A 20,601-nucleotide genomic window follows, 5' to 3' on the forward strand; every position below is an offset into this window, starting at 1 on the left:
CGAGAGCGGCGACGGATCGGCAGGCCCGGGATGTATTTAACTTCAGCGGCAATTACTTGTCAGCTGAATCGGCAAATTCGCGACCGATTGCTGGGGTCTCCCGGGCGGGGCGTGGCCGAAAATCAGCGGATGGTACGGCGATTCAGTGATCGCGCGCCCATCATCAGCATGAACACGATGACCCCACCGACGATCGCGACGCCCACCCGCACCGGTAGGGCGTCGGCGGGCGGCAGCACCGACGCGGCCTGGGCGGTGGTCGGATCTTCGGCCGGCTTGGGCTTGAGTGAGGGGTCGGGTTCGACGAGGGTGCCCACCTTGGTGCCCGCGGGCGTCGCGAAGCCGTAGTCGAGCAGATGCGCGGCCTGCTCCCAGGGCGCGATCGGCACCCGGGTGCCCTTCATCAGAACCGCGACGAGGCGTCGCCCATCGCGTTCGGCAGCGCCGACGAAGGTCTGGCCGGCGTCGTCGGTGTATCCCGTCTTGCCGCCGAGCGCACCCGGATAGTTGTAGAGCAGCTTGTTGTCGTTCTCGATCTCGTAAGACGGGTTGCCGTCGCGCCCGGGGAAGTCGTAGCTCTCGGTGTGCACGATGTCGGCGAATACCGGGTTCTGCCAGGCATAGCGGTAGAAGAGCCCGATGTCGTAGGCCGAGGTGCTCATGCCCGGCCCGTCCAGACCTGACGGCGTCGCGGCCCGGGTGTCACGGCCACCGAGCTTGCCGGCCAGGATGTTCAGCTTCTGCAACGCGGGGTCCACGCCGCCCAGTTGCATCGCCAGGGCGTGCGCGGCGTCGTTGCCGGAGTGCATCAGCAGGCCGTGCAGCAGATCGTTGATCGTGTACCGGCCGCCGGGGCCGACGCCGACACGGGTGCCCTCGGAGTTGGCGTCGTCCTGGGTGCCCGCGACCAGCTTGTTGAGGTTGAGTTCGTTGAGTGCGGCCGTCGCGGTCAGCACCTTGATGATGCTGGCCGGGCGGTGCCGTGCGTGCGGGTCGCGCGCGGCGATGATGTCGCCGGTATCCAGGTCGGCGACCAGCCAGGCCTCGGCGGAGACATCGTTGGGCAGCTGTGGGGTACCCGGCGCGGTGATCACCCCGCAGCTGGACAGCGCCTCGCCGCCAATTGTCTTGGTGGGCACCGGCAGTGGGCCGGGCGTGGGGTCGCCCGGCTTGGGTACCTCGGAGGCATCCACCGCCGGAGGAGTGGTCACCTTGTACGGGCACTCCGCGGCGGGCGCAGGCGCTGGATCGGCATTGGCCAGACCGGCGGTCATCAAGGGTGCCGTCAGCATCGCCAGTGCCGCAAGCGCGGACACGGCGCTCCGGGTGGTCCTCCGCAACGTCGCCATCGTGTCCGAAGATTAGGTGATACGGGCGCCATTTCCGGTTTGCCACGCTGTGACGTGTGTGACTGGTGTGAAAACTGGGTGGTTTGTGAAGCTGATTCGGAGCTTCCGCCCCGCTCAACACGCGCCGTTGTTTCGGGCGCGGGTCTGTGACGGCAATTCACCGAACAGGGCGCGGTACCGGGCAGCCATGCGGCCAAGTTCGCCGACGCCCCACCGGTTGGACACCTCGGCGATCGTGGCTGGTGACCGAGTGGGCGTGAGCAGGTCGGACCGGATGTGGTGCAGCCGCATTCGGGTGATGTAGCACTGAGGGGATTCGCCCAGCGTTTCCTCGAACGCGCGGGCCAGCGTGCGCCGTGACACGTTTGTGTGGCGGGCGACGGCCTCGATGTCGAGGTGTTGGTCCAAGTGTTGATGGATGTGGGCGCGGGCCGACTCGACCACCCGTTGGCGCCGGCGCAGGGTCAGGATCGGCAGGGGTGCGGGATCCTGTGCGAAATGACCGACGAACGCCGAGGCGATGTCTGCCAAAGTGGCCGAGCCGAGCCGCATCTGGTGGTGATTGCGATGCAGGTGTGCCAGGAAGGTGGAGATCGTGGCCAGGTGTGTCGGTCCCAAGGGTCGAGGGTGGATTCCGGTGCGTCGAAAGGCTTTGGGGGAGAGGATGAATCCGTAGCGCTGCGCTTCCCGCTCCAAAATCTCCGGGCTGAGGGTGAGGACGGCATAGAGCGAGTTGACGTCGTGAAACGCCTCTTGTTCGTCGCCAGGACGAAATATCGTGACGACGCCCGAGTCGATTTCGCGGAGCAGGAGCCGGTTGCGTGGTGGAATCCGTAGGCCGACGGCGATCGAGAGCGCGTCGTCGGACAGGGGGCCGCGGATCTGAACCCTGCTGTCGAAGCGGCCGGAACTGAGCGCGACGCCATCGTGGGCCGCGTGCACAAGGCTTCCGCTGGGCGGCTCGCGGGACATCTGGAACGCGCTCAGTCCCGCGTCGTTGACCGCATCGCTCAGATCTTCGAGCCGCGTGATACGGGTCCGAGCCAACGGCACGTCCATGAACCAGCAGTGTAGGACGCCGGGTGCTGTCCCAATCTGCATAGACCAAATCCGCCGGATGGGTTGTGATCGCCCGGCGGGCGGAGAGGGAGTGGATCGATGGTGGCAGTCGAAGCTGTGGAGTGTCCGGGAACCACGGTGCTCAGCGACGTCGAGTGGCAGAGCTGGGAGAGTTTTGCAGAGTCGGCGGAACTGCTCTGTCGGGAGATCAATTCGGCGCTCACGGCTCGATGTGCGCTCTCGATCTATGAGGTGCACCTCCTGATCCAGCTCAACAGCGCCCGGCATCGATATCTTCGGATGGGTGCCCTGGCAGAAGCTTTGACGGTGGTGCCGAGCCGGGTGACGTGGCAGGTCCGCCGGCTCGAAGGGCGCGGCCTGGTCCGCAGGTTCCGCAGCCGCGAGGACGGGCGAGCGGTCGTGGTCGGGATCACCCGACGCGGCCAGGAGTATCTGCGGCCGGTGCTGCGCACCTATGTCATGTTGGTGCGCCACTTCTACCTCGCCGCGCTGACCCGAGACCAGGTGGTGGCGTTGGGGGACAGCACCAAGCGGCTACGTGACGGATTGGTGGATCGGGTCCCAGCTCTCGGCGTAGGCCAGCGCCGGGAACTCGATGCTGGACATCCACAGCCGACCGTCCAGCTCGACGACACCGGTAACCACACCAAAGCTCGGGTGCCGCATACGGATACCGCTGACGGGCCGCCCGGTGTCAGCGTCGAATGCCAGCACCCAGACTTGCGGACCGATCTGAGGTTGGAGACGGTCGGGTAATCGCCACAGCAGCTTGCGAATGACGGGCGCTCGCGGCGCGAGACTCTCGGCGGCGGTGTTCGGCGGGGATACCATCGCCACCCAGATCCGGGCGTCGGCTCCGGTGGAGATGTTGTCCGGATACCCGGGCAGATGGACTGCCAACGGTGTCACCGTGCCGGTCCGAGGGCCCGACAGCCAGTATTTCGACAGCCGGCGCGCCTGGGTCTCGGCGAACACCAGCGCCGATCCGTCCGCGGTGACGGTCACCCCGTTTGCGAAGTACAGACCGTCCAGCACTGTGCTGACGGACCCGTCGCTGCCCAGCCGGAACAGGCTGCCGCGCCCGCGGGCCTCCATGATGGCCGCGGAGAAGTGCTCGAACCGAAACGTACTGGTCGATTCGGTGAAATAGATTGTGCCGTCTGATGTTTCCGTCACGTTGGAGCAGAACATCAGTGGTCGGCCGGCCACTGAATCGACGAGTGTCGACAGCTTGCGGGTTTCGGGGTCCAACGCCAGCAGCCCGCGGTGACTGTCGCAGATCAGCACTCGCCCGTCGCGGGCGACGTGCATGCCGAGAGGACGGCCGCCGGTGTCGGCGATGACGGTTGCGGCTCCGTCCGGTGACACCCGCACGATGCGTCCGTCGACCAGACCGGTCCACAGGTGCCCGGCCGCGTCGGCGACGACGTCCTCCGGCCCATCGCCGGGCATGGGCACCACGCTCAAGGCGGCCGGACCGGCGTCGGGCAAGCGATCGATGGGTGGTGGGTTCCACCGCACGGGATCGATGGGGGGTTTGCGTGACACGCCGCCAGTCTGGCGCCGAAACGGCATTCCGGCGGCGAGTTACTCGAACTTCTTCTGCTGGAATGCCGTTTCGTGCGTGAGGAGCCGAGCCTAGAGCAGCTTGCCCGCCTCGCTCAGCACACCGTGCAGGATCTCGTAGATCGCGTCGAACTCAGCCTGTCCGCTGATCAGCGGCGGGGCCAGCTGGATCACCGGGTCGCCACGGTCATCGGCGCGGCAGTACAGTCCGGCCTCCCACAGCGCCGGGGTGAGGAACCCGCGCAGCAGCCGCTCGGCCTCCTCGTCGTTGAACGTCTCCTTGGTCGTCTTGTCCTTGACCAGTTCGATGCCGTAGAAGAAGCCCGCACCGCGGACGTCGCCGACGATCGGCAGGTCATAGAGCTTCTCCAGGGTGGCCCGGAACGCCGGAGCGGTTTCCTTGACGTGCTGGTTGAGCCCCTCGCGCTCGAAAATGTCGAGGTTGGCCATCGCCACCGCGGCTGAAACCGGATGCCCGCCAAAGGTATAGCCGTGGCCGAACACCGTCTTGCCGTCGTCGAACGGCTCGAACAACCGGTCGCTGGCCACCATCGCCCCGAGCGGTGAATAGCCCGACGTCAGTCCCTTCGCGCAGGTGATGATGTCGGGCACGTACCCGAAGTCGTCACAGGCGAACATCGAACCGATCCGGCCGTAGGCGCAGATCACCTCGTCGGAGACCAGCAGCACGTCATAGGCGTCGCAGATCTCGCGGACCCGCTCGAAGTAGCCGGGCGGGGGCGGGAAGCAGCCGCCGGCATTCTGCACCGGCTCGAGAAAGACGGCGCACACCGTATCCGGACCTTCGAATTCGATGGCCTCGGCGATGCGGTCAGCGCAGTAGCGGCCGAAAACCTTTTCGTCGTGGGCATACTCGGCCGGTGCGCGGTAGAAGTTGGTGTTCGGTGCGCGAAAGCCGCCGGGGGTCAAGGGCTCGAACGGCGCCTTGAAGGCCGGGATCCCGGTGATCGCGAGCGCGCCCTGCGGGGTGCCGTGGTAGGCAATCGCGCGCGAAACCACTTTGTGCTTGCCGGGTTTGCCGGTCAACTTGAAATACTGCTTGGCCAGCTTCCAGGCGCTCTCGACGGCCTCGCCGCCGCCGGTGGTGAAGAACACCCGTTTCAGGTCGCCAGGTGCGTAATGGGCTATCCGCTCGGCCAATTCGATGGCCGGGGGTGTGGCGTAGGACCACAGCGGGAAGTAGCCCAGCGTCTGGGCCTGCTTGGCTGCGGCTTCGGCCAGCTCGGCCCGGCCGTGGCCGACCTGGACGACGAACAGACCGCTCAAGCCGTCGAGGTAGCTGCGGCCCAAGGCGTCGAAGATCCGTACCCCCTCGCCGCGGGTGATGATCGGCGGGGTGATACCCGCGCCGTGGCGAGAGAAGTGACCCCAGAGGTGCCGGTCGGCCTTGGCTGCCAGCTCGGCCGGATCGGTGGTACTCATCGAGTTCCCCAATTGTATTGCTGTTTGACAAGTTTCAGGTACACCAGGGTTTCGGTGGTGATCACTCCCGGCAGCGCGCGGATCTCGGTGTTGAGAAGCTCCAGCAGGCTGTCGTCGTCTTCGCAGACGACTTCGATGATCGCGTCGAAGGATCCGGCCGTCAGCACCACGTAGTCCACCGCCTCGATGGTCGCGAGCTTCTCGGCCAGCTTGAGGGTGTCGCCGGTGCAGCGGATGCCGATCATCGCCTGACGGGCGAACCCGAGCTGCAACGGATCGGTGACGGCGACGATCTGCATGACCCCGGCGTCGACCATGCGCTGCACGCGTTGACGCACTGCGGCTTCCGACAGCCCCACGGCCTTGCCGATGCCGGCATAGGAACGGCGTCCGTCGGCCTGCAACTTCTCGATGATCGCCTTGGACAGGTCGTCGAGTTGAAAGCCGGTGCGGGAATTGCTCACGCGCAGCGGTACCGGGGCAACGTCGTGACCATCGGGGTCGGTCATGCACCGATTGTGCACGGAATTCGTCGTTTAGGGCAACAGAATCGATGTATTCGATTGTCTCGGCGGGCTCGTACGGTGGGATTGCGTGGCTGGATCGGTTAGCGTGGGGACATGAGTGGGGCAGTGGGCAGCTGGATCAACGGCGCACCGGTGGCAACGGCCGGAGCCACCCACCACATCATCGACCCGGCCACCGGCAGCACCGTCGCCGACTACGCCCTGGCCACCCCGGCCGACGTGGACAACGCCGTCGCCGCCGCCCGCGCGGCCTTCCCAGGCTGGGCCAACGCCACGCCTGCCGAACGATCGACAGTGCTGGCCAAACTCGCCACGCTGGCCGGCGACGCGGCCGAGCACCTGATCGCCGAGGAGGTCGCCCAGACCGGCAAGCCGGTGCGCCTGGCCACCGAGTTCGACGTGCCCGGCAGCATCGACAACATCGACTTCTTCGCCGGTGCGGCGCGCCACCTGGAAGGCAAGGCCACCGCCGAATACTCCGGTGACCACACATCCAGCATCCGCCGCGAGGCCGTCGGCGTCGTCGCCACCATCACCCCGTGGAACTATCCGCTGCAGATGGCGGTGTGGAAGGTGATCCCGGCGCTCGCGGCCGGCTGCAGCGTCGTCATCAAGCCCGCCGAGATCACCCCGCTGACGACTCTCACGCTGGCCCGGCTGGCCGCCGAGGCCGGCCTGCCCGGCGGCGTGTTCAACGTGGTCAGCGGGGCGGGCGGCGATGTCGGGGCGGCGCTGGCCGGGCACCGCGATGTCGACGTGGTGACGTTCACCGGCTCGACCGACGTGGGGCGCAAGGTGATGGCCGCCGCCGCGATCCACGGTCACCGCACCCAGCTGGAACTGGGCGGCAAGGCGCCGTTCGTGGTGTTCGACGACGCTGATCTGGACGCCGCGATCGAGGGAGCGGTGGCCGCTTCCCTGATCAACACCGGCCAGGACTGCACCGCGGCCACCAGGGCGATCGTCGCCCGCGACCTCTACGACGACTTCGTCGCCGGGGTGGCCGAGGTGATGAGCCGCATCGTCGTCGGGGATCCGCACGACCCCGACACCGACCTGGGCCCGCTGATCTCCTTCGCGCACCGCGACAAGGTGGCGGGCATGGTGGCCCGGGCGCCCGAGCAGGGCGGACGTATCGTCACCGGCGGGCAGATGCCCGATCTGCCCGGCGCGTTCTACCGTCCCACCCTGATCGCCGACGTCGCCGAGACGTCCGAGGTGTACCGCGACGAGATCTTCGGCCCGGTCTTGACCGTGCGCCCGTTCACCGATGACGACGACGCGCTGCGGCAGGCCAATGACACCGACTACGGCCTGGCCGCCTCGGCCTGGACCCGCGACGTGTATCGGGCCCAGCGGGCGTCGCGCGAGATCAACGCCGGATGTGTGTGGATCAACGACCACATCCCGATCATCTCTGAGATGCCGCACGGCGGCGTCGGCGCGTCCGGCTTCGGCAAGGACATGAGCGACTACTCCTTCGAGGAATACCTGACCGTCAAACACGTGATGAGCGACATCACCGGTGTCGCCGAAAAAGGCTGGCACCGCACGGTTTTCAACAAGCGCTGATGCCTTCGTGGCCGCCGCCGGCCGCGACTGTCACGCTGGAGTGGCACTCGAGGGCGACAGTCACCCTGGCGTGACACTCGGCGCGGCTAAGCTGGGCCTGTGACCACTGCGGCGCGCACCGATGAATTCGAGGCGCTGCGGCCGCACATGCTGGCGGTCGCCTACCGGTTGACGGGCACCTACGCCGACGCCGAGGACATCGTGCAGGACGCCTGGCTGCGCTGGCATGACAACCAGGCCACGATCGCCGACCCGCGGGCCTGGCTGACCACGGTGGTGAGCCGGCTGGGCCTGGACCGGTTGCGTTCCGCGGCGCACCGGCGCGAGGCGTATTACGGGGAATGGCTGCCAGAACCCGTGGTGACCGGGCTCGACGCGAACGACCCGCTGGGTGCCGTGGTGGCCGGCGAGGACGCCCGATTCGCGGCCATGGTGGTGCTGGAGCGGCTCACCCCCGATCAGCGGGTGGCCTTCGTGTTGCACGACGGTTTTGCGTTGCCGTTCAACGAGATTGCCGAGGTACTCGGTGTCACCGCGGCCGCCGCACGCCAGTTGGCGTCACGGGCCCGCAAACAGGTCGCCGATGCCCCGCCCCCGGTGCCCGACAGCACCCACAACGAAGTGGCAGGGGCCCTGATGGCGGCCCTGGCCGCCGGCGATATGAGCGCGGTGGTGAGTCTGCTGCATCCCGAGGTCACCTTCACCGGCGACTCCAACCGGCGCGCACCGACGGCGGCCCGGGTCATCCACGGGCCCGACAAGGTGGCCAGGTTCCTGTTCGGATTGGCGAAGCGCTATGGCCCGAACTGGTTGGCCGACAGCCAACTCGCCCTCGTCAACGGCCAGCTAGGCAGCTACAACCCGGGATCCCCGGGCGCCGAGGGCTACCCGGAGATGATGCCACGGGTCACCGCGGTGACCGTGCGCGACGGACTGGTCTGCGCGGTGTGGGACATCGCCAACCCCGACAAGTTCACCGGAACCCCGCTGCGCGGTGGTACTGAGCCTGGAGGTACGACGTGATGCCGAACGAGCCCGGGGCCCTGTCCCACACGTTCAGCCGAATGATGTTCCGCGGCATGGACAAGATGCGCCACCGTGACGCCTTCGACATCGGTGCGCCGACCGGCACGGACTTCACGGGATTCGAGAACTACCGGCAGATCGTGCTGGTGACGTTCAAGAAGTCAGGTGAAGCGATACCCAGTCCGATCAACCACGGTGTTGCCGGGGGAAAGCTCTATGTGCGCACCGACGCGTCGACCGGCAAGGTCAAACGGATCCGCAACAACCCCAATGTCCTTGTGGTGCCGAGCAATCTGCGCGGCCGGCCGGCCGGGCCGGTGGTGGCCGGTGTGGCGCGCATCCTGCCCGAGGCGGAACATGCGCACGCCGACACGGTGATCGCGGCCAACTGGAGCACGCCGATGAAGCTGTTTGAGCGCAGCCTCGACGTGGGCAGTCAAACCCTCGGTGTGCCAATGGCTTTCATCGAGATCAGACCGCGGGAAGCGGAGCCTCACAACACGTAGGGGATCAGCGCTTTGCGGTCGGTGGGGTACTCGGGAAACTTCTCCTGGTACCAGCCGTGGGTACCCAGCGCCCGGGGAATCAGATTGCCGGCGGTGATCAGCAGGATGGCGACGCCGGGCAGCGCCCAGGTCAGCAGCGCGAAACCGGACCACGCGATGATCTCGCCCAAATACGCCGGGCTGCTGACGAAGCGGAAGCCGCCGCCGAACGGGATCCGATACTCCTGCCCGCCGGGATCGTTCTTGCCGCGCAGGTTGCGCACGATCGACTCGGAGTTGACCAGCAGCGCGAACCCGCACAGGTAGATCACCAAACCCACCAGGAATCGCGGGTCGGTCAGCCACCTGGTGCCGTACTGCCCGAAGAAGTCGTGGCTGAACAGGGTGCCGTTGAGGTAGCCGTGCATGGAGGTGACGAGCATGCCCATCACGATCACCGAGATGTTGAACGTGCCGCGCTTGCCGGGCGCCTGCCGGATCGCCAAAGGGAAGAACCATCCCCGGTTGGCGTAGTGCAGCAGCCAGATCCCGGCGAGCACCAGCGACGTCGGCTCGAACCGGTGCGGCCCGGCCAGGTAACACACCAAGAACACCACGGTCGCCGGGATCTCCATGAGCCACCAGCCGAGCTTCGGATTGAGGTTCAAGCCGAGCTTCGTCGTCGAGAAGCGGCCGTAGGAGCTCTGCGCGAAGAACCCGCCGATGATCACGAATGCCGCGAAAGCGAACGCCGCGGTCAGGACGCTGTCATAGATCGTGTTGCCGGTGTACCAGTGCACCCGGTTTGTCTATCACGCCCACGGAACCCGGCAGGCATCCCCGGAGTTGAAGCCCTGCTCGGTGATTCCCAGCGCCGAGTACATCCGCGCCCGCATGTTCTCCACGCCGATCTGGTAGGTCAGCTCGATCACCCCGTCCTCGCCGAACCGCTGGCGAAGGTCGGTCACCTGCTCGTCGGTGACGGTGTGCGGATCGGTGGTCATGGCATTGGCATAGGTGATCGCGGCCCGCTCGTCGTCGGTGAACAACGGTGAGGTGGCGTAGTCGTCGATCGATCTGAGCCGTTCGACATCGAGGTTGTCCAGCCGCATCAGCATCGCGCCGAAGTCCACGCACCACGAGCAGCCGACGGTGCGGGCGGTCCAGAACACTGCCAGCTCACGGACCGTGGCGGGCAGCTTCTTCGAGCCGTTCTGCAGCAGGCCTTCATGGGCGGCGTTGGCGATCAGCAGCCGCGGGTGGTGGGCGGCCACCGCGAACGGTTCGGGCACCTCACCGAACCGGCGCTTGGCGAACCAGTACATGGTGCGGGTCAGCAGGCCGGCTTGTTTGGGGGTGACGGGGGTGATTCGTGTTGTGGTCATACCCATCAGACGAGGCAGCCCGGCGATGTGTGACGGCCCAACGTGAAGAAGATCGCTAGACTTTCCAGAATTCTCGCCATCATGTTCACATTCGCGGGCCGTGGAACCGCACTGACCTGCGCTGCGTCCTATTCGCATGCCATTGCCATTTGTCGGGTCCGAGGCGCTCGCGGCGAGGAAACTCAATCGGTATCAGCTGACCACCCGCTACGACATGCTCCATTGGGACGTGTACGTCCCGCGCGGTGCAGTGCTCAAACCCGTCGACAAGGCGGTCGCGGCGTGGCTGTGGTCGGGACGACGTGCGGTCGTGGCGGGTGTGTCGGCGGCCGCGCTGCACGGTGCCAAGTGGATCAGGGCCGAGCACCCAGCGGAGCTGATCCACACGAGCCGGCACAAGACCGACGGCATCATTCTGCACAGCGATTCACTCGCTGACGGGGAAGTCTGCACGGTCCGCGAGATCAAGGTGACGACACCGGCCAGGACGGCGTTCGACCTGGGACGTCGATGGGGATTGCCGGTCGCGGTCGAGCGGGTGGATGCATTGCTGCAGGCCTGCGATCTGAAACTTGTTGAGGTGCGAGCACTTATCGACAGTCACCCGGGTGTGCGGGGACTGGTGCAACTGCGAAACGTTCTCGAGCTTGCCGACCATGGCGCCGAATCACCCCAGGAAACCCGTCTCCGCCTGCTCTATACCGAGGCGGGTATGCGGCCGACTCAGACTCAGATCAAGGTGTTCGGGAAGTGGGGCGAGCTGGTGGGGCGCATCGACATGGGTTGGCCGGAGTGGAAGGTCGGTGTGCAATACGACGGGATTCAGCACTGGACCGATCCGAGGCAGCGCACCAAGGACATCGACCAGGATGCGGAGTATCGCGAGCTCGGCTGGCAGATCGTCAGGGTTGGCGCCGACCTGTTGCGCCACCGTCAACGCATGATCGTCGCCCGTACCCGCGCCGCGCTGCAGGCAGCAGGGTCTCCAATGTGAAGAAGATCGCGAGATTTTCGAGAAATCTCGCGATCTTCTTCACACTCGGCACAGTGGATCAGCGCGCAAACATCAAGGCGCGCTTGACCTCCTGGATCGCCTGGGTCACCTGGATGCCACGCGGGCAGGCCTCGGTGCAGTTGAACGTGGTGCGGCAGCGCCACACACCGTCGACCTCGTTGAGGATGTCCAACCGTTCGGCGGCCGCCTCGTCACGCGAATCGAAGATGAACCGGTGCGCGTTGACGATCGCGGCCGGACCGAAGTAGGACCCTTCGCTCCAGAACACCGGGCAGCTCGTGGTGCAGCAGGCGCACAGAATGCACTTGGTGGTGTCGTCGTAGCGGGCCCGGTCGGTGGCGCTCTGGATGCGCTCCCGGGTGGGCGGGTTGCCGCTGGTGATCAGGAACGGCTTCACGGCCCGGTAGGCGTCGAAGAACGGCTCCATGTCCACCACCAGGTCCTTTTCCACGGGCAGGCCGCGGATCGGTTCGATGGTGATGGTCAGCTGCTTCTTGGGGTTCTTCGGCAGCATGTCGCGCATGAGCACCTTGCAGGCCAGCCGGTTCACGCCGTTGATGCGCATGGCGTCGGACCCGCACACGCCGTGGGCGCACGAGCGCCGGAAGGTCAGCGTGCCGTCCAGGTAGCCCTTCACGTACAGCAGCAGGTTCAGCAGCCGGTCCGACGGCAGGCACGGCACCCGGAAGCTCTGCCAGCCTGCGGCGTCGGGGTTCTCCGGGTTGAACCGGGCGATCTTGAGGGTGACCATGACCGCGCCGTCGGGCACCGGGGGCAGCGGCGGATCGCCGGCTTCTGGCTTGTCGATGACAGGTGCACTCATATCAGTACTTCCTTTCCATCGGCTCGTAGCGCGTCTGGACCACGGGCTTGTAATCCAGCCGGATGTCGGAAAGCAGGTCGGGGCCTTCCTTGTACGCCATGGTGTGCCGCAGGTAGTTGGTGTCATCCCGGTTGGGGTAGTCCTCGCGGGCGTGACCGCCGCGGGATTCCTTGCGGTTGAGCGCACCGACGACGGTGACCTCGGCCAGCTCCAGCAGGAAGCCCAGTTCGATGGCCTCGAGCAGATCGCTGTTGTAGCGCTTGCCCTTGTCGTGCACGGTGATTCGGGCGTACCGCTCCTTGAGCGCGTGGATGTCGGTGAGCGCCTGCTTGAGGGTTTCCTCGGTGCGGAACACCGCGGCGTTGTTGTCCATCGACTGCTGCAGCGCGGTGCGGATGTCGGCGACGCGCTCGTTGCCGTGCTCGGAGAGGACGTCTCCGACCCAGCCCACCACCATGTCGGCCGGGTTCTCCGGCAGGTCGACGTGGTTGTGGTTCTGTGCATACTCCGCGGCAGCGATACCGGCGCGACGGCCGAACACGTTGATGTCCAGCAGCGAGTTGGTACCCAGGCGGTTGGCGCCGTGCACCGACACGCACGCGCATTCCCCGGCGGCGTACAGGCCGGGGATGACGTTGGTGTTGTCGCGCAGCACCTGGCCGTTCACCGTGGTGGGGATACCGCCCATGACGTAGTGGCAGGTGGGGTAGACCGGCACCAGCTCGGTGACCGGGTCCACACCCAGGTACGTGCGAGCGAACTCGGTGATGTCGGGAAGCTTGGCTTCCAGCACGTCCTCGCCGAGGTGGCGCACGTCGATGTAGACGTAGTCCTTGTTCGGTCCGGCGCCGCGGCCTTCGAGCACTTCCAGCACCATCGACCGGGCGACGATGTCGCGCGGTGCCAGGTCGACGATCGTCGGCGCGTAGCGCTCCATGAACCGCTCGCCCTCGCCGTTGAGCAATCGGCCGCCCTCGCCGCGCACCGCCTCGGAGATCAGGATGCCCAGGCCGGCCAGGCCGGTCGGGTGGAACTGGTGGAACTCCATGTCTTCCAAGGGAAGTCCCTTGCGGAAGATGATGCCCAGGCCGTCGCCGGTCAGGGTGTGGGCGTTGGAGGTGGTCTTGTACATCCGGCCCGAACCGCCGGTGGCGAACACGATCGCCTTGGCGTGGAAGACGTGGATGTCGCCGGTCGCCAGCTCGTACGCGATGACACCGGTGGCCACCGGGCCGGCCGGGGTCTCGGTGAGCGCGATGTCCAGGGCGTAGAACTCGTTGAAGAACTCGACGTCGTGCTTGACGCAGTTTTGGTACAGCGTCTGCAGGATCATGTGGCCGGTGCGGTCGGCGGCGTAACAGGCCCGGCGCACCGGGGCTTTGCCGTGGTCACGGGTGTGCCCGCCGAAGCGACGCTGGTCGATGCGGCCCTCGGGGGTGCGGTTGAACGGCATCCCCATCTTTTCCAGGTCGAGCACCGCGTCGATGGCCTCTTTGGCCATGATCTCGACGGCGTCCTGGTCAGCGAGGTAGTCGCCGCCCTTGACGGTGTCGAAGGTGTGCCACTCCCAGTTGTCCTCTTCGACGTTGGCCAGCGCGGCGCACATGCCGCCTTGGGCCGCGCCGGTGTGCGACCGCGTGGGGTACAGCTTGGTCAGCACGGCGGTGCGCACGCGCGGACCGGCCTCGACGGCCGCACGCATGCCGGCGCCGCCGGCACCGACGATGACGACGTCGTAGCGATGTTCCTGAATCATCGGTTAACCCCCAATATTCGGGTCGAAGGTGACCAGGACGTAGGTGCCCAGCACCAACGTGAACCCAGTCGCCAGCAGCAGCAGCGCGTTCAGCCAGAACTTGGTGACGTTCTTGCGGGAGTAGTCGCCGATGATGGTGCGCAGGCCGTTGGCGCCGTGGATCATCGCCAGCCACAGCAGCGCCATGTCCCAGATCTGCCAGAACGGCGAGGCCCAGCGCTCCGCGACATAGTTGAAGTCGATGCGGTACACGCCGTTGGACCACATCAGCATGATGAAGAGGTGGCCGAGGGCGAGAAACACGAGCGCCAGTCCGGAGAACCGCATGAACAGCCAGGCATACTTCTCGAAGTACGGGATGCCGCGGGGTTTGCGGGGGGCGCGCGGGTGGTCCAGCGCGGCCGGTCGGTCATGCTCGCGTTCCATCACCGGTGCCGGGCGGCCCAGTCGCGACTCGCCCGCTGCTGGCGCGCTCACAGGAACCGCTCCACCATGTGCATACCTAGAACTCCTAGTGCTGCGACGAGAACCACGGCAAAGACCCCGACCGCGACCGCGAGCATCTGCCGCTGGTAGCGGGGACCCTGCTGCCAGAAGTCGATGAGGATGACCCGGATGCCGTTCAGTGCGTGAAACAGCACTGCGGCGACCAGTCCCATCTCCATCAATCCGACGATGGGTGTCTTGTACGTCTCGATGACCTCGTTGTAGGCCTGCGGGCTCACCCGCACCAGCGCGGTATCGAGGACGTGAACGAACAGGAAGAAGAAAATGGTGGCACCGGTAATCCGGTGCAGTACCCAGGCCCACATTCCCGGATCACCGCGGTAAAGGGTGCGCCGTCGTGTTTTCCTGGGTTGCGGAGCCGGTACCTCCGTCTGAGTACTCATCGGGCCCTCCAACGCCATCGGTGGGACGTCCGGGGCCACGTCTGAATTAGCCCCAAACCTCGGGGCGACTCTAAACCCATTTGCAGTGGCGAACGAATTACGGTTGAGCCGTTCGGCCTGCTAAACGCACAAAAGTTAGGCTTACCTATCTTAATGTGAGGCTCGGGAATTGGGGTTTCGGAATGCATTCAGAACCTATGTTGGGGACGGCCTCGTGACTCTCGCGGTCGACTGGAATCTGTTGCGTAACAAGGCAATTGAAGCGTCGAGCCACGCGTACGCGCCGTATTCGGGCTTTCCGGTCGGCGCGGCGGCGCTCGTCGACGATGGTCGCATCGTCACCGGATGCAATGTGGAGAATGTCTCATATGGCCTAGGTCTCTGTGCCGAGTGCGCTGTGGCTTGCGCCCTGCATTCCGGGGGCGGGGGGCGGCTGCTCGCACTGTCGTGTGTGGGGCCTGACGGCGGCCCGCTGATGCCCTGCGGGCGGTGCCGGCAGGTTTTGCTGGAACACGGCGGGCCGGAACTGCTCATCGACCACTCACACGGGGCGCGGCCGCTGCGTGAGCTCTTGCCCGACGCGTTCGGGCCGGAGGATCTCGCGCGCGGCTAAGACCAAGTGGTCCAACGATTCCGGGCCACCCCCTAGTTACCGGCGAGTAGCTTTTGTCCGGTGCCGTGGGTCGCGACGTGCGCAGTAGGATTTCGTCATCGACGCGCCAACCATTATCCGAACCAAACGTGACGGCGGTGTGCTGTCCGACGCCGCGATCGACTGGGTGATCGACGGTTACACGCATGGCCGGGTCGCCGACGAGCAGATGGCCGCGCTGCTGATGGCGATCTTCCTGAACGGGATGTCCGCGGCCGAGACGACCCGGTGGACTGCTGCCATGGTGGGTTCAGGGGAGCGGTTCGACTTCACCGCCCTGCGCCGCGGCGGAGCGCCGCTTGCCTTGGTGGACAAGCATTCCACCGGCGGGGTCGGGGACAAGATCACCATTCCGCTGCTGCCGGTCGTCATGGCCTGTGGAGCCGGCGTTCCGCAGGCCTCCGGCCGCGGACTCGGGCACACCGGAGGCACCCTCGACAAGCTGGAGTCGATTGCCGGCTTTACCGCGGAGCTGTCCAAAGACCGTATCCGGCAACAGCTTTCCGACGTGGGCGGGGCGATATTCGCCGCCGGTGAGCTGGCCCCGGCCGATCGCAAGATCTATGCCCTGCGCGATATCACCGCCACGGTCGATTCGACCCCGCTGATCGCCAGTTCGGTGATGAGCAAGAAGCTCGCCGAGGGTGCGCGGGCGCTGGTTCTCGACGTCAAGGTGGGCCGGGGCGCCTTCCTCAAGACCGAGGCCGAAGCCCGCCTCCTGGCCCAGGTGATGGTCGATCTCGGAGTCGCCGACGGCGTTGCGACCCGCGCCCTGCTCACCGACATGAACTGCCCGCTGGGCTGCACCGTCGGCAACTCCGTGGAGATCGCCGAGTCGTTGGAGGTGCTGGCCGGCGGCGGTCCTGCCGATGTGGTCGAGCTGACGCTGACGCTGGCCGCCGAGATGCTGGACGCCGCCGGCATCGACGGCACCGACCCGGCCGAGACGCTGCGCGACGGCAGCGCGATGGATCGGTTCCGCGCGCTGGTGGCGGCCCAGGGCGGCGATCTGAGCCGGCCGCTGCCGCTGGGCACGGCCACCGAGACCGTGACCGCCCCGCAGGGCGGCATCATGGGCGACCTCGACGCCATGGGCGTGGCCATGGCAGCCTGGCGCCTCGGCGCCGGCCGGGCCCAACCGGGGGATTCGGTGCAATCCGGTGCCGGTGTACGGATCCACCGCAAGCCGGGTGAGCCGGTGGCCGCAGGCGAGCCGTTGTTCACGCTGTACACCGAGACTGCCGAGCGGCTGCCGGCCGCGCTGGCCGAACTGGACGGTGCGTGGTCCGTCGGCGCCGCCGCACCCACGCCACGGCCGTTGGTCCTCGACCGGATCGGGTAGCTCGGCCTCCGCGAACGTGCGCTTGTTGCCGATGTTCACCGGCGCGCCGGCGGACAGACACGCACGTTCGCCGGTTGGAGACGCCGCCGGCGCGGATGATGGGGACATGAGTACGCCGCTGAGTCTGGACAAGATCCAGCACGCTCCCAAAGCCCTGTTACACGATCACCTCGATGGTGGGCTGCGGCCGGCCACCGTGCTCGACCTGGCCGGCAAATACGGCTACGACGAGCTACCCGCCACCGACGCCGACGAACTGGCGACGTTCTTCCGCACCGCCGCCCACAGCGGGTCGCTGGAGCGGTACCTGGAGCCGTTCGCCCACACCGTCGGGGTGATGCAGACCCCCGATGCGCTGCACCGGGTCGCCTACGAGTGCGTCGAGGACCTCGCCGCCGACAACGTCGTCTACGCCGAGATCCGGTTCGCCCCCGAGCTGCACATCGACCGCGGTCTCTCGCTCGACGACGTGGTCGACGCGGTGCTGGCCGGCTTCGCCGACGGCGAGAAGGCGGCCGCGGCCGCGGGGCGGGCCATCACGGTGCGCTGCCTGGTCACCGCGATGCGTCACGCGGCGCGGTCGCGGGAGATCGCCGAGCTGGCAATCCGGTTCCGGGACAAGGGGGTTGTCGGTTTCGACATCGCCGGGGCGGAGGCCGGTTACCCGCCCACCCGTCACCTCGACGCCTTCGAGTACATGCGAGGCAACAACGCGCGCTTCACCATTCACGCCGGCGAGGCATTCGGCCTGCCGTCGATACACGAGGCCATCGCGTTCTGCGGCGCCGACCGGCTGGGGCACGGCGTGCGCATCGTCGACGACATCACCGAGCTCGAGGACGGGACCCAAAAGCTTGGCCGGCTGGCGGCGATCCTGCGCGACAAACGCATTCCGCTGGAGATGTGCCCCAGCAGCAACGTGCAGACCGGGGCCGCACCCAGCATCGCCGAGCACCCCTTCGACCGGCTGGCGCGGCTGAGGTTCCGGGTCACCGTCAACACCGACAACCGGCTGATCAGCGACACCAGTATGAGCCAGGAGATGACCCGGCTGGTCGAGGCGTTCGGCTACGGCTGGAGTGACCTGGAGCGGTTCACCATCAACGCGATGAAATCGGCGTTCATCCCGTTCGACGAACGGCTGGCCATCATCGACGAGGTGATCAAACCCCGCTACGCGGTGCTGGTCGGCTGAGCGGCCACCGCTCCGTCTGCTCCGGACTACTCCGGGCGCAGCCGTGACTCCACGAAACGCTCCAGCGCCTCCCACTGCTCGACGGCCTGGGCGTACGGAGCCTCGGGTTTGCGGGCCCCCTCGTCGCCGAGCAGGTATCCCACGTACTTGCCGAGCGCCTTGGTGCCGGCCAGTGTCTCGTCGACGGTCTTGTCCTCGGCGTAGTCGCTGACGTCGCGCAGCAACTCGACTGCCAGCTCCAGCTGGTCGTGGTCGACGGCGTCGGGCCCGTCGGCGAGGTCGTCGGCGATACCGGACAGCACGTAGACGTTCTCCTCGGACACCTCCACCCGCAGTGAGCCGTCGGTCGCGGCGGTGCGGATGTCGTCGTAGGTGGCCAGATCCGAGAGGTCGTGGTCGTGCTCGTCGGCCAGATAGCGGGCCAGCGCGCGTTCGGAGCTGAACACGCTGATGCGTCCGTTGCGACCGAGGAACACTGGCTCGTCGTCGAGGTAGCAGCGCAGGGTGTAGACGGTGCCCGAGCCGGTCATGATGCGCACCGGGTCGATGCCGACCTTCTGCCAGAAGTCCTCGTCGTCGCCCAGCACCGCGGTGTCGGCGATGCTGCGCGCCGGGGCGTCCGTGGCCGAGGTGGCGTCCTCGTCGTCCTCGGCTTCGGTGTCCTCGTCGTCGTCGGCGACGCTGAGATCGTCCTCGTCCTCATCGGGCGCATCCTCGGCGAGTTCGTCCTCGGCCTTCTTGACCGCGTCGGCGTCGAGGTCCGCAGGCACCGTGACGATCTCGTCGATGGCGTCGAGCACCCCGTCCCAGCCCCGGCCGATGACGGCCTCGATCTCGGCCCAGCGCTTGCGACCGGACCGGCCGGCGAAGCCGTCCAGGCCGCCGCCCACGGTGCCGAGCACCGGGTTGCCGTTGAAGAACTTGCTGATCGCGGCCAGCTCGCACACGGAGCCGATCGAGGACACGATCACCAGGGTGCGATGCAGGGTGGCGACGGACTCCTCGGTCGGCTTGGCGGCGACCAGTTCGGGGATGCCGACGATGTCGTACTCGCGGTCGTCGGCGGGCTGCAGCTTGTGGGCGTTGGCCGCGGTCAGCTTGCCCCAGGCCGGGTGATCGGCCAGGTCGTTGTCGGTGTTGGTGCGGACGAACGCCGCCAGGTCAGCGACCGATTCGAAACCGAACAGGGTGTCGCCCTCGCCCAGGAAAGCCTCCCACTCGTCACCGGCGTCCCGCCAGCGCGGAGCCCACAGTGTGTAGAGGTCGCCCTTGGTCAGACCGAGCCGGACCGGCACGATGTCAGCAGCCATGCGGCACAGCCTAGTGGGGTGCCCTGGACGCCCACTCAGGTTGCCTCCGGTTCGCGGCTCACACCGTCGGCCGCCAGAACCCCTGGAAGCCCTGCCCGGCATTCGTGGTGCGGATGGGGGAGAGCTTGACCGGGTCGCCCGCCTCGATCATCGTGCCGGTTCCGACGATCATCGCGACGTGGCCGTCCCACACCGCCAGATCGCCCGGCCGTAACGACCCCGCCGACACCGCCTTACCGATGTCCTGCTCTTGGGCCAGTCGCGGAATGTCCAGTCCGGCTTCGTGATAGGCCCACTGGGTCAGCCCGCTGCAATCGAGGCCGACGCCAGGTGCGGTGCCGCCCCAGCGGTAGGGCACCCCCAACTGTGTCAGGGCGTGGCGCACCGCGTCGGCCGCCACGGCGTTGGGTGCCACGGCGGTGCTGCCGTCGGGCAACTGGACCGTCACGCCCGCGCCGAACATGCCGGGGTCGCGCAGTCCCGCGTCGGACACCATGGCCTCGGGCTGCTCGCCCCAGCCGCCGGCCAGACTTGAGAGCCCGGCCAGGTTTGACAGCCCGGCTAGCTTTGACAGCCCGGAAAGGCCCGGCGCCGCCGGGGACCCCGACGAGGCGGGGACGAGGCCGCCTGACCCCGCCGAGAATCCAGCAGTCCGGGGGTGCATCCCGGCCGCCGACGGTGAGCCGGCGGCCGGGGCGGTGATGGCACCGGTCTGCTGGTCCAGTTCGGTGCGGAGCTCCTCGACGACGGCCTGGGCCTCAGTGGTGGCGCGTTGGGCCTCGGCCTGCAGTTCCTGTGCCACCCCGGGTTCGTCCAGGTGGGCCGCCAATGCCGCGGCGCGTTGTTCGAACCGGTCGATGATGGCCTGCAGCCGTGCCCCGGCCCGGGCCACCGCCGCGCCCGCCGCCTGGGCTGCGCTGCTGAGCCGCTGTGCGTCGTCGGCCAGCCCGATGGCTGTCGTCGCGGTGTCGGCGGTGAAGCCCGCAGCCGCCCCGGCTCCGGCGCCCGACCAGCCGGCGGCGGCACGCTCCCAGGACCGGCCCAGCGCGGCGGCAATGTCCGACAGCGCGGCGTGGGCGTGGTCGAGCCCCGCGGTGGGGCCGGGCGCGGTCCAACCGGGGCCCACCAGATCGCGCAGTTCGTACAGCGGCGCGGCCAGCACAGCGACGGACCGGGTGGGCACGG

19 protein-coding genes and 2 pseudogenes are annotated in these 20,601 nt (G+C 67.3%); 8 read left to right on the forward strand and 13 right to left on the reverse strand.

Annotated features, from left to right (window positions below; translation table 11 throughout):
- Positions 1-122 precede the first annotated feature (122 nt).
- Positions 123-1,349, reverse strand: coding sequence for a D-alanyl-D-alanine carboxypeptidase family protein (locus tag FR943_RS08625; protein ID WP_217156027.1), 1,227 nt, complete (start codon positions 1,347-1,349; stop codon positions 123-125).
- A gap of 114 nt (positions 1,350-1,463) precedes the next feature.
- Positions 1,464-2,408: a helix-turn-helix transcriptional regulator gene (locus tag FR943_RS08630; RefSeq protein ID WP_217156028.1), complete on the reverse strand. Its 945-nt coding sequence runs from the start codon at positions 2,406-2,408 to the stop codon at positions 1,464-1,466.
- Between the two features lie 99 nt (positions 2,409-2,507).
- On the opposite strand from FR943_RS08630, the pseudogene FR943_RS26850 reads away from it, so the two are divergent.
- Positions 2,508-2,816, forward strand: a pseudogene (locus FR943_RS26850) (MarR family transcriptional regulator); the annotation flags it as partial.
- Positions 2,817-2,963: 147 nt separating this feature from the next.
- Here FR943_RS26850 and FR943_RS08635 read toward each other — a convergent pair.
- From FR943_RS08635 to FR943_RS08645, 3 genes are all read right to left on the reverse strand, one after another.
- Entirely contained in the window at positions 2,964-3,977 is a 1,014-nt protein-coding gene (locus tag FR943_RS08635; protein ID WP_308170508.1) for an SMP-30/gluconolactonase/LRE family protein, read from the reverse strand.
- A gap of 90 nt (positions 3,978-4,067) precedes the next feature.
- Positions 4,068-5,438, reverse strand: coding sequence for an aspartate aminotransferase family protein (locus FR943_RS08640; protein ID WP_217156030.1), 1,371 nt, complete (start codon positions 5,436-5,438; stop codon positions 4,068-4,070).
- The gene (locus FR943_RS08645) at positions 5,435-5,947 is read right to left on the reverse strand and encodes an Lrp/AsnC family transcriptional regulator (RefSeq protein WP_217156031.1); all 513 of its coding nucleotides are present in this window, start codon (positions 5,945-5,947) and stop codon (positions 5,435-5,437) included. Before FR943_RS08645 ends, FR943_RS08640 begins: the two co-directional genes overlap by 4 nt.
- Positions 5,948-6,058: 111 nt before the next feature.
- Between FR943_RS08645 and FR943_RS08650 the strand changes: the two genes are divergently transcribed.
- The 3 genes from FR943_RS08650 (at position 6,059) to FR943_RS08660 (ending at position 9,069) form a co-directional block, all read left to right on the forward strand.
- Positions 6,059-7,537, forward strand: coding sequence for a gamma-aminobutyraldehyde dehydrogenase (locus FR943_RS08650; RefSeq protein WP_217156032.1), 1,479 nt, complete (start codon positions 6,059-6,061; stop codon positions 7,535-7,537).
- Positions 7,538-7,636: 99 nt separating this feature from the next.
- Positions 7,637-8,560, forward strand: a complete 924-nt coding sequence (locus FR943_RS08655; protein WP_217156033.1) for a sigma-70 family RNA polymerase sigma factor — start codon at positions 7,637-7,639, stop codon at positions 8,558-8,560.
- The gene (locus FR943_RS08660; RefSeq protein ID WP_217156034.1) at positions 8,560-9,069 is read left to right on the forward strand and encodes a PPOX class F420-dependent oxidoreductase; all 510 of its coding nucleotides are present in this window, start codon (positions 8,560-8,562) and stop codon (positions 9,067-9,069) included. Before FR943_RS08655 ends, FR943_RS08660 begins: the two co-directional genes overlap by 1 nt.
- On the opposite strand, the gene FR943_RS08665 is transcribed toward FR943_RS08660, so the two are convergent.
- On the reverse strand, positions 9,057-9,848 hold the full coding sequence (locus FR943_RS08665; protein WP_217156035.1) for a phosphatidylethanolamine N-methyltransferase family domain-containing protein: 792 nt from the start codon (positions 9,846-9,848) through the stop codon (positions 9,057-9,059). The two genes, FR943_RS08660 and FR943_RS08665, sit on opposite strands and share 13 nt — an antisense overlap.
- A gap of 12 nt (positions 9,849-9,860) precedes the next feature.
- Positions 9,861-10,466, reverse strand: a pseudogene (locus FR943_RS08670) (carboxymuconolactone decarboxylase family protein); the annotation flags it as partial.
- Between the two features lie 103 nt (positions 10,467-10,569).
- On the opposite strand from FR943_RS08670, the gene FR943_RS08675 reads away from it, so the two are divergent.
- The gene (locus tag FR943_RS08675; RefSeq protein ID WP_217156037.1) at positions 10,570-11,427 is read left to right on the forward strand and encodes a putative endonuclease domain-containing protein; all 858 of its coding nucleotides are present in this window, start codon (positions 10,570-10,572) and stop codon (positions 11,425-11,427) included.
- 58 nt (positions 11,428-11,485) lie between these two features.
- Here the strand turns inward: FR943_RS08675 and FR943_RS08680 are convergent, their stop codons facing one another.
- From FR943_RS08680 to sdhC, 4 genes are read right to left on the reverse strand one after another with little or no spacing between them, the layout of a single operon-like run.
- A complete protein-coding gene (locus tag FR943_RS08680; protein ID WP_217156038.1) occupies positions 11,486-12,271 on the reverse strand; it encodes a succinate dehydrogenase iron-sulfur subunit in 786 nt (261 codons plus the stop codon).
- A gap of 1 nt (position 12,272) precedes the next feature.
- Complete coding sequence (sdhA, locus tag FR943_RS08685) at positions 12,273-14,027, reverse strand: succinate dehydrogenase flavoprotein subunit (RefSeq protein WP_217156039.1); 1,755 nt, start codon at positions 14,025-14,027, stop codon at positions 12,273-12,275.
- A 3-nt stretch (positions 14,028-14,030) separates the two neighbouring features.
- Positions 14,031-14,504: a succinate dehydrogenase hydrophobic membrane anchor subunit gene (locus FR943_RS08690; RefSeq protein WP_217156040.1), complete on the reverse strand. Its 474-nt coding sequence runs from the start codon at positions 14,502-14,504 to the stop codon at positions 14,031-14,033.
- A complete protein-coding gene (gene sdhC / locus FR943_RS08695) occupies positions 14,501-14,917 on the reverse strand; it encodes a succinate dehydrogenase, cytochrome b556 subunit (RefSeq protein ID WP_217156041.1) in 417 nt (138 codons plus the stop codon). The genes FR943_RS08690 and sdhC overlap by 4 nt, the downstream gene beginning before the upstream one ends.
- A 214-nt stretch (positions 14,918-15,131) precedes the next feature.
- On the opposite strand from sdhC, the gene FR943_RS08700 reads away from it, so the two are divergent.
- From FR943_RS08700 to FR943_RS08710, 3 genes are all read left to right on the forward strand, one after another.
- A complete protein-coding gene (locus FR943_RS08700; RefSeq protein ID WP_217156042.1) occupies positions 15,132-15,530 on the forward strand; it encodes a cytidine deaminase in 399 nt (132 codons plus the stop codon).
- A 97-nt stretch (positions 15,531-15,627) separates the two neighbouring features.
- A complete protein-coding gene (locus FR943_RS08705; RefSeq protein WP_217156194.1) occupies positions 15,628-16,911 on the forward strand; it encodes a thymidine phosphorylase in 1,284 nt (427 codons plus the stop codon).
- Between the two features lie 106 nt (positions 16,912-17,017).
- Complete coding sequence (locus FR943_RS08710) at positions 17,018-18,106, forward strand: adenosine deaminase (protein WP_217156043.1); 1,089 nt, start codon at positions 17,018-17,020, stop codon at positions 18,104-18,106.
- A gap of 26 nt (positions 18,107-18,132) precedes the next feature.
- Here the strand turns inward: FR943_RS08710 and satS are convergent, their stop codons facing one another.
- Together satS and FR943_RS08720 are read right to left on the reverse strand one after the other, a co-directional pair.
- Positions 18,133-19,416: a protein export chaperone SatS gene (gene satS, locus FR943_RS08715; RefSeq protein WP_217156044.1), complete on the reverse strand. Its 1,284-nt coding sequence runs from the start codon at positions 19,414-19,416 to the stop codon at positions 18,133-18,135.
- A gap of 58 nt (positions 19,417-19,474) precedes the next feature.
- Entirely contained in the window at positions 19,475-20,599 is a 1,125-nt protein-coding gene (locus FR943_RS08720; RefSeq protein ID WP_217156045.1) for a C40 family peptidase, read from the reverse strand.
- Positions 20,600-20,601: the final 2 nt, after the last annotated feature.

The sequence above is a fragment of the [Mycobacterium] fortunisiensis genome (assembly GCF_019050325.1).
GTDB classification, from domain to species: domain Bacteria; phylum Actinomycetota; class Actinomycetes; order Mycobacteriales; family Mycobacteriaceae; genus Mycobacterium; species Mycobacterium fortunisiensis.